At 44.6% G+C, this 14,077-nt stretch carries 14 protein-coding genes and 1 pseudogene; 12 read left to right on the top strand and 3 right to left on the bottom strand.

Translation table 11 applies throughout. The annotated features are described in order from the left end of the window. Nucleotides 1-1,642: photosystem I core protein PsaB (gene psaB, locus RMO35_RS24555; protein WP_309745281.1), on the top strand; the 1,642-nt coding region annotated here is incomplete at its 5' end. An 82-nt stretch (nucleotides 1,643-1,724) separates the two neighbouring features. Here psaB and RMO35_RS24560 read toward each other — a convergent pair. Continuing rightward, entirely contained in the window at nucleotides 1,725-1,949 is a 225-nt protein-coding gene (locus RMO35_RS24560) for a hypothetical protein (protein WP_309745282.1), read from the bottom strand. 639 nt (nucleotides 1,950-2,588) lie between these two features. Here RMO35_RS24560 and RMO35_RS24565 point away from each other — a divergent pair. The 3 genes from RMO35_RS24565 to gltB all read left to right on the top strand — a co-directional run bounded on the left by RMO35_RS24565 (nucleotide 2,589) and on the right by gltB (nucleotide 9,184). Then, complete coding sequence (locus tag RMO35_RS24565) at nucleotides 2,589-3,293, top strand: DUF433 domain-containing protein (RefSeq protein WP_309745284.1); 705 nt, start codon at nucleotides 2,589-2,591, stop codon at nucleotides 3,291-3,293. A 78-nt stretch (nucleotides 3,294-3,371) separates the two neighbouring features. Then, nucleotides 3,372-3,551, top strand: a complete 180-nt coding sequence (locus tag RMO35_RS24570; RefSeq protein ID WP_309745286.1) for a hypothetical protein — start codon at nucleotides 3,372-3,374, stop codon at nucleotides 3,549-3,551. Between the two features lie 983 nt (nucleotides 3,552-4,534). Further along, on the top strand, nucleotides 4,535-9,184 hold the full coding sequence (gltB, locus tag RMO35_RS24575; RefSeq protein WP_309745288.1) for a glutamate synthase large subunit: 4,650 nt from the start codon (nucleotides 4,535-4,537) through the stop codon (nucleotides 9,182-9,184). Between the two features lie 58 nt (nucleotides 9,185-9,242). Here the strand turns inward: gltB and RMO35_RS24580 are convergent, their stop codons facing one another. Further along, nucleotides 9,243-10,355 (bottom strand): hypothetical protein, encoded by a 1,113-nt coding sequence (locus RMO35_RS24580; RefSeq protein WP_309745290.1) that lies wholly within the window; start codon nucleotides 10,353-10,355, stop codon nucleotides 9,243-9,245. Then, nucleotides 10,352-10,936: a DUF4365 domain-containing protein gene (locus RMO35_RS24585; protein ID WP_309745292.1), complete on the bottom strand. Its 585-nt coding sequence runs from the start codon at nucleotides 10,934-10,936 to the stop codon at nucleotides 10,352-10,354. Before RMO35_RS24585 ends, RMO35_RS24580 begins: the two co-directional genes overlap by 4 nt. Before the next feature lie 216 nt (nucleotides 10,937-11,152). On the opposite strand from RMO35_RS24585, the gene RMO35_RS24590 reads away from it, so the two are divergent. The 8 genes and pseudogenes from RMO35_RS24590 to RMO35_RS24625 all read left to right on the top strand — a co-directional run. Further along, the gene (locus tag RMO35_RS24590) at nucleotides 11,153-11,371 is read left to right on the top strand and encodes a hypothetical protein (protein WP_309745294.1); all 219 of its coding nucleotides are present in this window, start codon (nucleotides 11,153-11,155) and stop codon (nucleotides 11,369-11,371) included. After that, nucleotides 11,368-11,637: a hypothetical protein gene (locus tag RMO35_RS24595; protein ID WP_309745296.1), complete on the top strand. Its 270-nt coding sequence runs from the start codon at nucleotides 11,368-11,370 to the stop codon at nucleotides 11,635-11,637. The genes RMO35_RS24590 and RMO35_RS24595 overlap by 4 nt, the downstream gene beginning before the upstream one ends. 121 nt (nucleotides 11,638-11,758) lie before the next feature. Then, nucleotides 11,759-11,965 (top strand): hypothetical protein, encoded by a 207-nt coding sequence (locus RMO35_RS24600; protein WP_309745298.1) that lies wholly within the window; start codon nucleotides 11,759-11,761, stop codon nucleotides 11,963-11,965. After that, nucleotides 11,953-12,396, top strand: coding sequence for a type II toxin-antitoxin system VapC family toxin (locus tag RMO35_RS24605; RefSeq protein WP_309745300.1), 444 nt, complete (start codon nucleotides 11,953-11,955; stop codon nucleotides 12,394-12,396). The genes RMO35_RS24600 and RMO35_RS24605 overlap by 13 nt, the downstream gene beginning before the upstream one ends. A 153-nt stretch (nucleotides 12,397-12,549) precedes the next feature. Further along, nucleotides 12,550-12,753 (top strand): hypothetical protein, encoded by a 204-nt coding sequence (locus RMO35_RS24610; protein WP_309745302.1) that lies wholly within the window; start codon nucleotides 12,550-12,552, stop codon nucleotides 12,751-12,753. After that, complete coding sequence (locus RMO35_RS24615; RefSeq protein WP_309745304.1) at nucleotides 12,753-13,055, top strand: hypothetical protein; 303 nt, start codon at nucleotides 12,753-12,755, stop codon at nucleotides 13,053-13,055. Before RMO35_RS24610 ends, RMO35_RS24615 begins: the two co-directional genes overlap by 1 nt. Before the next feature lie 19 nt (nucleotides 13,056-13,074). After that, on the top strand, nucleotides 13,075-13,434 hold the full coding sequence (locus RMO35_RS24620) for a DUF433 domain-containing protein (protein ID WP_309745306.1): 360 nt from the start codon (nucleotides 13,075-13,077) through the stop codon (nucleotides 13,432-13,434). After that, nucleotides 13,428-13,592: pseudogene (locus RMO35_RS24625) on the top strand (DUF5615 family PIN-like protein); the annotation flags it as partial. The gene RMO35_RS24620 and the pseudogene RMO35_RS24625, both read left to right, overlap by 7 nt. Nucleotides 13,593-14,077: the final 485 nt, after the last annotated feature.

The following is a 14,077-nucleotide window of genomic DNA, read 5'->3' on the forward strand; positions in this document are numbered from 1 at the left end:
TCTGGCTTGGACTGGTCACTTAGTCCACGTTGCTATCCCCGAATCTCGCGGTCAGCACGTTGGTTGGGACAACTTCACCAGTACACTACCTCACCCAGCAGGGCTACAACCCTTCTTCACAGGTAACTGGGGCGTATATGCCGAAAATCCTGATACCGCTCAACAGATTTTTGGGACTTCCCAAGGTTCTGGTACAGCAATCTTGACTTTCTTAGGTGGTTTCCATCCTCAGACTCAATCCTTGTGGTTGACTGATATGGCGCATCACCATCTAGCGATCGCGGTGATTTTCATCGTTGCTGGACATATGTACCGGACTAACTTTGGGATCGGTCACAGCATTAAGGACATCCTCAATGCTCACAAACCACCCGGAGGCAGACTCGGCGACGGTCATAAAGGTCTTTATGATACGATCAACAACTCCCTTCACTTCCAACTCGGGTTGGCATTGGCTTCGCTCGGTGTGATCACCTCCCTGGTGGCTCAACACATGTACTCCATGCCGCCTTATGCGTTCTTGGCACAGGACTTTACCACCCAAGCTTCGCTATACACCCACCACCAGTACATCGCTGGGTTCCTGATGGTCGGTGCATTCGCCCACGGTGCGATCTTCTGGGTTCGTGACTACGATCCAGAGCAAAACCGGAACAACGTGCTTTCGCGGATGCTAGAGCACAAAGAGGCAATTATTTCCCACTTGAGCTGGGTATCTTTGTTCCTTGGTTTCCATACCCTCGGTCTCTACGTCCACAACGACGTTGTAGTTGCCTTTGGTACGCCTGAGAAGCAAATCTTGATCGAACCAGTGTTCGCACAATTCGTTCAAAGCTCTCACGGTAAACTACTCTACGGTTTTGATACCTTACTTTCAAACGCAGATAGTTTAGCTTCTACCAGCAGTGCAGTTTATCTGCCCGGTTGGTTGGATGCCATCAACTCCGGTACGAACTCCTTGTTCTTAACCATCGGCCCTGGTGACTTCTTAGTCCACCACGCGATCGCACTCGGACTTCACACCACCACCTTGATTCTTGTCAAAGGTGCGCTGGATGCCCGTGGTTCCAAATTAATGCCCGACAAGAAAGACTTCGGCTACGCCTTCCCTTGTGATGGCCCCGGTCGTGGTGGTACTTGTGACATCTCCGGTTGGGACTCGTTCTACCTGGCAATGTTCTGGATGTTAAACACCCTCGGTTGGGTAACATTCTACTGGCACTGGAAACACCTCGGTATTTGGCAAGGTAACGTTGCTCAATTCAATGAGTCCTCGACTTATTTAATGGGTTGGTTGCGCGATTACCTCTGGCAGAACTCCTCACAGTTAATTAACGGCTACAACCCTTACGGGATGAACAACCTGTCTGTATGGGCATGGATGTTCCTCTTCGGACACCTCGTCTGGGCAACTGGCTTTATGTTCTTAATTAGCTGGCGTGGTTACTGGCAAGAGTTGATCGAAACTGTTGTCTGGGCACACGAGCGCACTCCTCTTGCGAACCTAGTTCGTTGGAAAGACAAGCCCGTTGCAATGTCGATCGTTCAAGGTCGGGTCGTCGGTCTAGCTCACTTCACAGTCGGCTACATCCTCACCTACGCCGCCTTCTTAATTGCCTCTACTGCTGGTAAGTTCGGATAGTTAGTTCTGAAGTTATCAGTAGTTAAATAGAATCCCTCGTCACCTAGTGGCGGGGGATTTTTAGTTATAGATTTTTAATTTCTCATAAGGCTGCCAATGAAAAGTTTTTCATCTTTGCATAACACTTTAAGCTTTCTCTATTTATTGGTAGTCCTTTTTGATTAAGCCAGCCATGATAATCTGTATGAATCCAACCTTTGAGTAAAATTAAATTCTCTTTGTCAGTCGCAAGGGCAGGATCTTCAGATTCGCCCTCAATATGATGAGCATGTTTTTCCTCTCCGTCTATGAAAGGTTCCTCACTCAAAAGACAAACGCTGTTTCGTCTTTTGAGTTTCCCAATAACAGAATCTTTTAGTGCTTCTTGATGTTTAGCCTTAATGCTGGATGAAAGTGCAAGCTGAGGATTTTTCGCAACTATATAAGCTAAGAGTGCAAGACTAGCTCTATAGTCACTTGCTCGCTTCGGATTATCTTCAGCTAATGTTTCGAGAAGAGCATAAAGTCCTAATGGTCTTATTGCCGCTGAAACTCCATATTTTTAAAATTGAATAGGATCTCTGACTAAATAAGCTTTAACGATATCCTTATGATTGTTAACGATTGCTATAGCTCTTTGTCTACTATTTGTTAGAAGAACTCCATGTAATTTATCAATAGGAATATAGGCAGCACCTCCCTCAATAATCATATTACTAACTAGACTGTTAAACTTCGAGATCTGCCCCTGCGTTAAGGTTGTCTCTAAAACAATCTCTCCATCATTCCCTATAATTTCAAATTTATGCCGAGTGATACCATACCTGTTGCATGGATTTCAAACAGATTATATCTGAAGATATTGATCGACCTCTGATAATTAGAAAACTGAACAGATGAACGAGCAGTTAAACAGCTAAAATAGAGTCAAGATGTAAATAATTTTGTAAAATATGCAACAAGTTATATGAACACCCTCTACAGTAAAATCGATTCCCGACGTATCCCCATCTACTCGATCCAAGATACTGCTCGTTATTTACGAATTCCGGTTAGTACGATTAGATCGTGGACGATCGGACATAACTATCCCGTTAAAAGTGGCTCCAAATTTTTCGCGCCGATTATTGAGATCTCCCAATCTAAACCCTATTTACTCTCATTTACCAACCTTGTCGAAATTCATGTCTTGCGGGCTATTCGCCAGCATCACAAAATTCAACTAAACCGAGTTAGAAATGCTCTCGATTTTATCGATGAAAGATTTAAGGTAGCGCATCCACTCGCTACTCAAGCATTTAGTACAGATGGAGTAGATTTATTTATCGATCGTTATGGAGAATTAATTCAAGCTAGTCAAGTAGAACGCAATCAATTAAAACTAGCAATTAATACTCACTTAGAACGGATCGAGCCAGACGATGGTGGACTTGCTATCAAGTTGTATCCCTTCACTCGTTCTCACGAAGAAAATAATCCCCGCATTGTGGTTATAGATCCGCGAGTTGCTTTTGGGCGAAGAACGATCGATGGTACGGGAATAGCAACTAGTATCTTAAAAGAACGCTACTCGGCGGGAGATTCGATCGATGAACTCGCTGTCGATTATGATTGTGACAGGCTCTCGATCGAAGAAGCAATTAGATGTGAGTTATCGACAATTTCTGCATAATTGAGTTTGAACCAACAACATTTTTTATAGATCGTTGTTTGGGCAACAAGCTAATTGTAGAAGCTTTACGATCGGCAGGTGTCACCTTTCATTGCAAAAGTCGATCGAGACAGTAAGGTTAAAGTATGGAAAGATAATCCAGACTTATTATCGGAACTTAATGACTTTCTCAAATATACATTATCGATCTCGACATATCGACCGCCTTGGTGGCGTGCTTTGCTATCGAGCATTAATATCCAAAAGGTGTCGGAGTAGCTTTTAGTGGCAATACCGAGAGAGTAACCAATGATGGGGCTTTTCAGATAGATTTTAAGGCTTTGTATCGAACTCAAAAACTTGCAGCCCTTTCCATCAGTTGTTTTTGCTCTAGTGTCACACGCGCTTGCAACCGTGCATTCTTATTAGCTTTAGTTGTTGAATCGTGTTCATGTCCATGATTTCAGTCGATCGACAATAATGTATCATTGTACGGCTGTAAAGCGTACATTCCCCAGATCTTTTACTGGTAATCTCGATCGGCAGCCACTAAGAAGAAGACTCAACAGAGAACAAATCGATTAAAATAAACTCAGTATTTAACTAACTCGGTAAGAATATGCAACAAGCTATTTTCTGGACTGTGGAAGAAGTTGCGACCAGAGCAAATAAGTTATTTACAGACAAGATTCGATTACCTCCGGTATGCTACGCCAACGCAAGTCGAATGCGAAGCTAATTTGACATTAATGTCGTTTCGATTTGCAACTGGCGATCGCCGATTTATATGAAAGCATCGGCTTTGAAGACACCTCAATCTGCTAGTGACTCGATCGATCTGTAGCTCCAGCAAAACTTGAGAAATTGTTTGTATAATATAAATCCTTAAAGATCTATAGACTCGCTCGATCGACCTAGTTTGCTAGGTTTCCCGCGATCGCGAATCATTGATACAATAGAGATCGGTTCAAATCTCCTTCGATCGCAGGTTGTCAGACTCCAAAATTTATGCAGCGTTACATCGCATCGTCTATGGTTGAGGTTCCGAGAGGATCGCAGCCGATCGACAGTCTAAGATAACAATATAAAGTAACTGAAGATACATAAATTAAATTGAAATCCTGGTAAAAGCTATAGATCGACATCAACTCCAGTATCGACATCTGAGACGACACCCAAAAGTGGCTGCGCCTTGCTTCAGAGCTATTTGAACCCGACTCTACACTAAATTATCTACCGATCGCCACCCGCACTACATAACTATGAACCACACAGATAATCATTGGCGCATGGACAATTTCACCACTTCAACTACCAACAATAACGAGCCATATTTAGGCTCCCGGTGGTTGGTCGAGGAACGGGATGCCTGCGGGGTGGGATTCATTGCCTGTCCAGCCGGGGATACCAGTCATAAGTTAATCCAACAGACGTTGGCAGCTCTGACTTGTATGGAACACCGGGGCGGTTGTAGCGCGGATCGCGATTCTGGCGATGGCGCGGGGATTTTGACGCAGATTCCGTGGGGATTATTTGATGAGATTATAGCTAGTCACAGCGATCGCGATTCTCATTCTGAGCAACTGAGCCAACGATTGGCGGTGGGGATGGTATTTTTACCACAAGATGCGGCAAAACGCGCTGTGGCGAAGCAGATTATTGCGGATGTCATCGCGCAGGAGCAGTGTCAGCTCCTCGGGTGGCGGGAAGTACCCGTTAAGCCAGAAACGTTGGGTGTTCAGGCGCGGGAAAATCAACCATACATCGAGCAGATGGTTATGGCGGGGACTGAGCTAGGCGATGAGCTAGAGCGGCAGTTGTACATGGTACGCCGCAAGATTGTCAAAGCAATGCAGGCTGAGGGCACGGTTAAGCCGGGGGACAATTTTTATATTTGCTCTCTTTCCGGTCGGACGATCGTGTATAAAGGGATGGTACGATCGGCTGTATTGGGTGAGTTTTACAGTGACTTAACCAATCCTGAATTTAAGGCGGCGTTTGCGGTGTATCACCGTCGATTTAGTACGAACACTTTACCAAAATGGCCATTGGCTCAACCGATGCGGGTGCTGGGGCACAATGGCGAAATTAATACGCTCTTGGGCAATATTAATGGGATGACCGCGCGGGAAAGCGATCTCAATCATCCGCTGTGGAACGAGCGGTTAAGAGAGTTGCAGCCGATTCTGAATTTAGACAATAGCGATTCGGGGACATTAGATAATGTCTTGGAACTGATCGTCCGTTCCGGTCGGAGTCCGATCGAAGGTTTAATGATGATGGTACCAGAAGCGTACAAGAATCAGCCGGAATTAGATAAATATCCTGAGATTACGGATTTTTACGAGTATTATTCGGGCTTACAGGAAGCTTGGGATGGCCCAGCATTACTGGCATTCTCTGATGGTAAGGTAGTTGGGGCGGCACTCGATCGCAATGGTTTGCGTCCAGCAAGGTATTGTATTACCAAGGATGGTTATCTCTATGTCGGCTCTGAGGCTGGGGTGGTAGATTTACCCATAGACCAAATCGTTGAAAAAGGTCGGCTCGGCCCTGGTGAAACGATCGTGGTAGATTTAGAAACTCAAGAGATTCTCCACAATTGGGAAGTTAAAGAGCGGATTGCCAAGGTGCATCCCTACGGTGCGTGGTTGAAAGAGCATCGTCAAACCCTGACTAACCAAGCATTTTTGAATAGTTGTCGGATAGAGTCGGCAAACTTGCTCAAGCAGCAGACGGCATTCGGCTACACCGAAGAAGATGTCGCGATGATCGTCAACGATATGGCAGAAAATGGCAAGGAGCCAACTTTCTGTATGGGCGATGATATTCCCCTCGCCGTATTATCCGAAAAAGCGCATCCTTTATACGACTATTTTAAACAACGCTTCGCGCAAGTAACTAACCCCGCGATCGATCCGCTGCGCGAAAAATTAGTCATGTCGCTCGATGTCAGTCTGGGTAAAAAGGGTAATTTACTCGAAGCCAAACCCGAACATGCGGGGATGCTGAAGTTAACTAGTCCCCTATTAAATGAGGCGGAATTAGAAGTAATTAAAGCATCATCCTTGGGAACCGAATTTATCTCCACACTTTACCCAGTTAATGATGGTGTCGGTGGCTTAAAACTCGCGATCGACAAATTATGTACCGCCGCTCTCGAAGCTGTCAAGACAGGCAAACAAATCCTCGTTCTTAGCGATTGGACTGCTGAAGGTTTAACCGACGAAACTACCTATATTCCCCCCCTGGTGGCTGTGGGTGCGGTGCATCATTATCTCACCAAACAAGGTTTGCGCGCGCGTACTTCGATCGTTGTCGATACAGCGCAATGTTGGAGTACCCACCATTTTGCCTGTCTGATTGGCTTCGGTGCATCCGCCGTCTGTCCGTATCTCGCCTGGGAATCCGTCCGTAGCTGGTGGTGTGGTTCCAAAACCCAAGCCGCCATCGGACGCGGCGAACTAGATATTACCATCGAAAAAGCGCAGGCTAACTATCGCAAAGCAACCGAAGATGGCTTGCTCAAAATCCTCTCCAAAATGGGGATTTCCCTACTCTCATCCTACCAAGGGGCGCAAATCTTTGAAGCGATCGGCATCGGGCGCGAATTACTCGATATCGCTTTTACTGGCACCACCTCCCGCATCGGTGGCTTAACCATCGCTGATGTGGCGCAGGAAACCATGACTTTCCACCACAAAGCATTCCCCAAAGAGCTGAAGAAACTCGAAAACCTCGGCTTCTTCAACTATCGCCCCAGTGGTGAATACCACATGAATAGCCCCCAACTGGCAAAGGCTCTCCACAAAGCCGTAGACGCTTATGCGACTCAGGAAGGCTACGATCACTATGAAGTCTACAAAAAACATATTCAGGAACGCCCCGTCACGGCCCTGCGCGACCTCTTAGACTTCAAATCCGATCGAAACCCCATTGACATCGAATCAGTCGAGCCTGTGGTCGATATCGTCAAACGGTTCTGCACGGGTGGCATGTCGCTGGGCGCACTCTCCCGCGAAGCCCATGAAGTCCTCGCCATCGCCATGAACCGCATCGGCGCGAAGTCCAACAGCGGCGAAGGCGGCGAAGATCCCGTCCGCTACAAAACGATCGATGATGCCGTGGATGGTAAATCCGCCATCCTCCCCCACCTCAAAGGCTTACGCAACGGCGATATTGCTAAAAGCGCGATCGTCCAAATCGCTTCGGGACGCTTTGGAGTCACCCCCCAATACCTAATCAACGGCAAACAAATCGAGATCAAACTCGCTCAGGGTGCCAAGCCAGGTGAAGGCGGACAATTGCCAGGGCCAAAAGTCAGCCAGTACATCGCCATGCTCCGCCGCTCCAAACCAGGCGTGATGCTGATTTCACCCCCACCGCACCACGATATCTACTCGATCGAAGATCTAGAGCAACTGATCCACGATCTCCACCAAATCAACCCCAAAGCCTCTGTCTCCGTCAAACTAGTCGCCGAAATCGGCATTGGTACCATCGCCGCCGGAGTCGCCAAAGCCAACGCAGACATCATCCAAATCTCTGGACACGACGGCGGTACGGGCGCATCGCCTCTATCCAGCATCAAACACGCAGGCACCCCGTGGGAACTAGGACTCACCGAAGTTCACCGCGTCCTCATGGAAAATCAACTTCGGGATCGAGTTTTACTTCGTGTCGATGGTGGATTAAAATCAGGATGGGATATTATGATCGCCGCCCTGATGGGAGCAGAAGAATATGGGTTCGGTTCGATCGCCATGATTGCCGAAGGCTGCATTATGGCACGAGTCTGTCATACCAATAAATGTCCCGTCGGTGTCGCCTCCCAGCGCGAAGATCTCCGCGCTCGATTCCCAGGTATCCCCGAACAAGTCGTCAATTTCTTCCTGTTCATCGCCGAAGAAGTCCGCAGCATCTTGGCTCGACTGGGCTACAAATCCCTCAACGAATTAATCGGACGTGCGGATCTATTCACCCTCCGCCCAGAAGCGAAGCTAACCAAAGTCGCCGCAATTAACCTCGACTGTCTGACTCAATTACCAGATACTAAGCTCGATCGATCCTTCCTCACTCATGGCGATATCCATACCAATGGAGCCGTATTAGATGATGAGATTCTAGCAGATGTAGATGTTCGGAGTGCGATCGAGAATCAAGGCATCGCCACAAAGTCATACAAGGTGGTGAATACCGATCGATCTGTAGGTGCCCGCATCTCCGGTGCCATCGCCCTCAAATACGGCGACAGCGCATTTGAAGGACAACTCACCCTCAACTTCCAGGGAGCCGCCGGACAAAGCTTCGGTGCATTCAACCACGAAGGAGTCAGCCTCAACCTCACAGGCGAAAGCAACGACTATGTAGGCAAAGGCATCAACGGCGGCGAAATCGTCATCAAACCCTATACAGGCACCATTTTCGACACCAGCCGCAACGTGATCATCGGCAACACCTGCCTCTACGGAGCCACAGGCGGCTACCTCTATGCCAACGGACGCGCAGGCGAACGCTTCGCCGTCCGCAACTCCCGCGCCACCGCCATAGTCGAAGGCACAGGCGATCACTGCTGCGAATACATGACAGGCGGCGTAGTCGTCGTCCTCGGACAAGTCGGGCGCAACGTCGGTGCAGGGATGACAGGCGGTTTGGGTTATTTCCTTGATGAAGACGACTCATTCATCGCCAAAATCAATCCCGAAATCGTCAAATGGCAACGGGTACAAACAGCAGCAGGTGAGCAGCAATTGAAGGATCTGATTGCGGCGCATGGTGCGAAAACAGGGAGTCAGAAAGCGCAGGAAATCTTGAGTCGGTGGGCGGAGTATCTGCCTAAGTTCTGGCAGTTGGTTCCTCCTTCAGAGGCGGAAACGCCAGAAGCCAGTGCTAAACAAGCTGTTAGTGCTTAGATTCTGAAATATACATAAAAAGGTAAAGTGGGTTGCGCCACTTTACCTTTTTTCATCGCTAGTCGTTGTTTGACTTCTCCAGTTTTAAGAGTGTGTACTTTCTGCTTATCTCTTGAGTTGCCTCATTTAAACTAGGTTCTTCTAGAATTATCACATTGTACAGTTGGCTAATATTTGGCACTTCGATATCTCTTAGTGCTGTATCACAAACATTGCCACGGTAAGTTTTTCCATTAGCAATATCTTTCACTTCAAAATTTTTCTGTCTTTTATTTCCTCCAATCCACTCACCAAAAATCTCAAACTCAATGGATGTTTCTGCAATATTTTTTGTCACTATTGATAAAGCTCTCAAAACTGCTTTATGAGGAAATTCAATAGAGTCTCCTAATTTTTTGTCTGGAGATCCCCATTCTATATCGTTGTCAGTTTTTAAATCAGATAACGCTATCAGAAAATTTCTATAGCTTGATGCCGATCTTTTTCCTAATTTTACTAATGTTTCTTTCAGAAGCTGATCGTTACTTCTATCTTGACTTGCTTTTACTAAGTCAAATAACTCCTTGAAAGCTTCTCGAATAAGCGGTTCAGACTTTTGAAAAGCATCTAACTGTTCCATTTTTGGTGGTGGTGTCGAAGCAATTCTTAACCCAAAAGATCCTTCAAACGATCCAATTACAGAAATTTGAGATTGATTAAGTATAATATTAGGTATTAATCCTTGAGCGGTTGGGCTGCCAGAGCGAGATTGAGCGATCCCATTAACTAAATTTTGAAAAGATGTCAAAAGCTTCCCAAGCCCTCCCGCTGGTACTTCCCGTTGGCTTCTATCCTTGAATTTGAGTCTAAAGTTTAGAATATCTCTATCTATTTCTTTTGCAAATTCTTTCGCAGACTTAAAAGAATCAAGTACATTACTCTGAGATCGTTCTTCTACAACTGCTACAACTTTAATAAGATCGTAAAGCCTAGAGGGGAAATCTGGAATACTATCATCTAAAGGTAGTAAAACAAATGCTTCTTTAGTATCTTGAGCAGAATATTTAGATATTATATAGTCAGATGTTGACTTCGATTCAACCTTCAGCCATCCATTACTTTCTAGATACTTTAATACTGTGCCTGGATCGACATCTTTTAGCTCATCAATATTTAAAGTTGGTGTTTTCATAGTTCTTCCCCTTGAGCTATTTTTCTCATGATTTCCGTGAGAACTTCAGGTGAAAGTCTATGACTCAGGGGAATCTCGATCCTTATCTTGGTAGTATTCTCTGTTGATTCCCTTCCTTTTAAAGAAATCCAGTAGGCACTAGCTCTTAGTGTAGTTGAAATTTTATCTTCTGCACTAATTTTGATCCACTCATTTACATCTTGGTGAACCAACGTAACAATCAAAAGTTGGGGTATTATTGGCCTATTATGTATAAGCCTAACATAATTTTTCACCTCTAAATCAAAGTAAAGAAAATTACCTTTTATACAATCTCTTGATGTACACTTGACTTGAGCATCTAGCCTTGGAGACAAACATGATGATATTTCTCCAGGAACTTCAATTGTCAAATCAATTCCAGCATTGTCCATTCCTCTGCCTTTTATCTCACATACATAACCTGCTGTAGTTGTAATGCAATCAATATACGCATAACTGAGTGCTTCTTTTCGGGAATTTAGATCTAATCCCTCCGACTGAGTTTGAGTCATGAGTTTCTTGAGCAGCAATGAGCCATAATCAATTCCTGTGCCGCTCAAATATTATGTAAATGATATGACGACGAAGTACATTTTGACTATTCTATATATTTAGTATTTTTCATCAAGCATATCAACAAAAATAGTGAAGAGCAATAGAATTAAGCCGCTTGACTGAATTTTTCCTTCTGAGTTGGCGATCGATTCTCTAAAAAGAGGCTACGCCAACGATTAAAATAAAACTAGACCAGATTAACTATACCTAGACTGATTTGTATGACTAAATTGCTGGAACAAGCTATTGCCAAACTAAAAACTCGTCCTATTAGTGAGCAGGATTCAATCGCCGCAATGATTCTAGAAGAAATCGAAGACGATAATCGATGGGACGAATCATTTGCGCGTTCTCCCGATCTGTTGGCTAAACTTGCTGGTGAAGCAATGGCAGAACATCGCGCTGGCAAAACGCAGGAGTTAGATCCAGAGACACTGTGAAATCTATTACCACTCCTAAGTTTCGTCAGATGTTTGCCGATCTTCCAAAGCAAATTCAGGATCGGACTCGCAGAGCATATCGCCAATTCCAGCAAGATCCCAGTTATCCCAGCTTGCGATTTAAGAAAGTTCATCCCAAATTACCGATTTACTCTGTCCGCATCAACAAAGACTATCCAGCCGTCGGGCAATTAGATGAAGACTCGATTGTCTGGTTTTGGGTTGGTTCTCATGCCGAATACGATCTGTTACTCGATAACTTTTAGAACTTGCGCTTGCCGTTCGCGTAGCGTCTCGTTGGCGTAGCCTCTCGAAGAGAAGAGAAAGCAGGTTTTCAACCAACGAAAACCAATTTAAAATAGATATTAAGTATTCAGAGGTAGAAAGATGAGTCCTCAATTACAACAAGTACTGGCAGAGATCGATCGATTGTCATCAACGGAGCAGATTCAGGTCATCGAATATATTAATACTAGACAACGAAGCTCAGTATTAGAGACTATTACAAACCTTCGATCGCAACAAACATCATTCAAGACACCAGAAGAAATCGATGCTGAAATCCTCGAAGAGAAGGCAGTATGGACAAATTGAACATACCGCAGGGTAGTCGAGTATATCTCGACTCATCAATCCTCATTTATACGGTAGAAGTAGATTTGAAATTCTGGAAAACTCTAGAAGTTTTATGGCGTAAATTTGCTGAAGGTGAGATCTCGCTGATTAGTAGTGAACTCATCATCACAGAAGTATTAGTTAAACCTCTCAAAAGCCAAAATCAACAATCGGTCGATAGCTATAACAAACTACTCTTCGATTCTGGCATCGAACTAATACCAATAACTAGGAGCTTATTAATATCAGCAACTAACCTACGCGCTAAACACAACTTAAAAACTCCAGATGCTATCCATGCAGCTACCTCGATCGATCTTAATTGCAATCGATTTTTGACTAACGATAAAGGCTTCAACAATATTCCGCGTCTACCAACACTAATACTCAGCCAGATCGAACTAGATTAATTGGAGTGATTGCGATCGATGTTCGCATTGCCCGATTTGGTAAAGCAATGCTGGCGCGATCGAGATAGAAGCATTGCCTAGCTTGGAACATAGCTTATAATAGTAGAATCGAGACTCGATCGTAGATCGACACAATAACAGAGGTATTGACCTATGGAAGCCGCCTTTTCTCCAGAACTAGAGCTTTCGCAAGAGAAAGACACCCACAAGCAAGAATCACAAGAGAAAGAGATAGAGACTATCCTTGCCAAGATTGGACTCAGCGATCTTCGCATTCAAGCAGATCAGGCAGAGACCGATCGATTGAAAGTAGATACAAGAAAAATGATTGCCAACTTGATATCACTCATCAAATAATGTGGGAAAAACTATATAGCTTCGGCAAAGATCTTCTCACTCTCAAGGGACAAGTTGAAAAGAATGCAGCAGATATTAGAGAACTCAGGCAAGACTTGAAAGATTTGACATCGGCTGTCGATAATTTGGCGCGAGTAGTTCAACGAAATGAAGATAGGGCAAACAACGAACGAGAAAAAGAAAAACTCAAACAAGAAAATCTAGTTTTACAACTGAAAAATGCGCTGTTGGAACAAGAAAACCGTTTACGCTTACCACCAGGACAAAGCAACACGGATGATTCATCAGATAAAAGTGATTGAAGTAGGAGATATTTAGACAATGCTGTTAATCGTAGCGCAAACTATACCGATTCTCCAGGGGAGAGGCTCCGCCAACGAACTTGATGTCGATGGTGTCGCCAGAGTAGGTAAAACACGAGTAACCCTAGATACAGTCGTAGCTGCCTTCAATCAAGGCGCAACTGCCGAAGAAATCGTCTATCGATATCCAGCTCTAAAATTGTCGGATGTCCATAACACCATTAGTTTTTATTTAAATCATCAGCAAGAAGTCGCCGAATACTTGCAACAACGACAACAGCAAGCTCTAGAAATCCGACTCATTAGCGAGCAAAAATTTGACCCCCAAGGATTGCGAGATAGGTTGTTAGCACGTCGAGCAGAAAAATTGGTATGTTGAAATTGCTGGCGGATGAGAACTTTGATAACACAATTCTGCGAGGATTATTACGCCGTCAACCTGATATCGACATTATCCGCGTTCAAGACACCGAATTTTACGGCGCAAACGATCCAACCGTATTGGCTTGGGCTGCCCAAGAAAATCGGATACTTTTGATAGATCAAAAACTTTCTGAATTGGTGGTGGACAATGATAGCGAAATATCTCGTTTAGACTGATTTATATGAGTGAGTTGTTGGAACAAGCTATTGCTAAACTAAAGACTTGTTCTATTTGCAAACAAAATAAGATCGCAGCCGTGATTCTAGCGGAAATCGAACTACTAGAGCAAAAGACTCGATCGAGATCGAGACAGTAGTAGAATCGATCGAATTAGTCGATGAGTTTGTGCTGCAAGTATCCGGCTCTAAAATTGTCAGATGTCCATAGCACCATTAGTTTTATCTAAATCATCAGCAAGAAGTCGCCGAATACTTGCAGCAACGACAACTAGCACTAGCACTGGGGTCGAAGTACTAACTACTGCTGCGGCATCAATTAATTTGTCAATTATCAGATCGTTAACGGTATGAGTTGTAACATGAAAATAACCATGTATCTAGAATACCCAGATTCGATCGAATATTTCAGGATGCTGTCA

It is taken from the genome of Chamaesiphon sp. OTE_20_metabat_361 (assembly GCF_031364565.1).

Excerpts from the sequence above, each read along its gene's own strand:
- RMO35_RS24565 (WP_309745284.1), top strand. The coding sequence starts at position 2,589 with ATGAACACCCTCTACAGTAAAATCGATTCCCGACGTATCCCCATCTAC.
- gltB (WP_309745288.1), top strand. The coding sequence starts at position 4,535 with ATGAACCACACAGATAATCATTGGCGCATGGACAATTTCACCACTTCA.
- RMO35_RS24580 (WP_309745290.1), bottom strand. The coding sequence starts at position 10,355 with ATGAAAACACCAACTTTAAATATTGATGAGCTAAAAGATGTCGATCCA.
- RMO35_RS24590 (WP_309745294.1), top strand. The coding sequence starts at position 11,153 with ATGACTAAATTGCTGGAACAAGCTATTGCCAAACTAAAAACTCGTCCT.
- RMO35_RS24600 (WP_309745298.1), top strand. The coding sequence starts at position 11,759 with ATGAGTCCTCAATTACAACAAGTACTGGCAGAGATCGATCGATTGTCA.
- RMO35_RS24605 (WP_309745300.1), top strand. The coding sequence starts at position 11,953 with ATGGACAAATTGAACATACCGCAGGGTAGTCGAGTATATCTCGACTCA.
- RMO35_RS24610 (WP_309745302.1), top strand. The coding sequence starts at position 12,550 with ATGGAAGCCGCCTTTTCTCCAGAACTAGAGCTTTCGCAAGAGAAAGAC.
- RMO35_RS24615 (WP_309745304.1), top strand. The coding sequence starts at position 12,753 with ATGTGGGAAAAACTATATAGCTTCGGCAAAGATCTTCTCACTCTCAAG.
- RMO35_RS24620 (WP_309745306.1), top strand. The coding sequence starts at position 13,075 with ATGCTGTTAATCGTAGCGCAAACTATACCGATTCTCCAGGGGAGAGGC.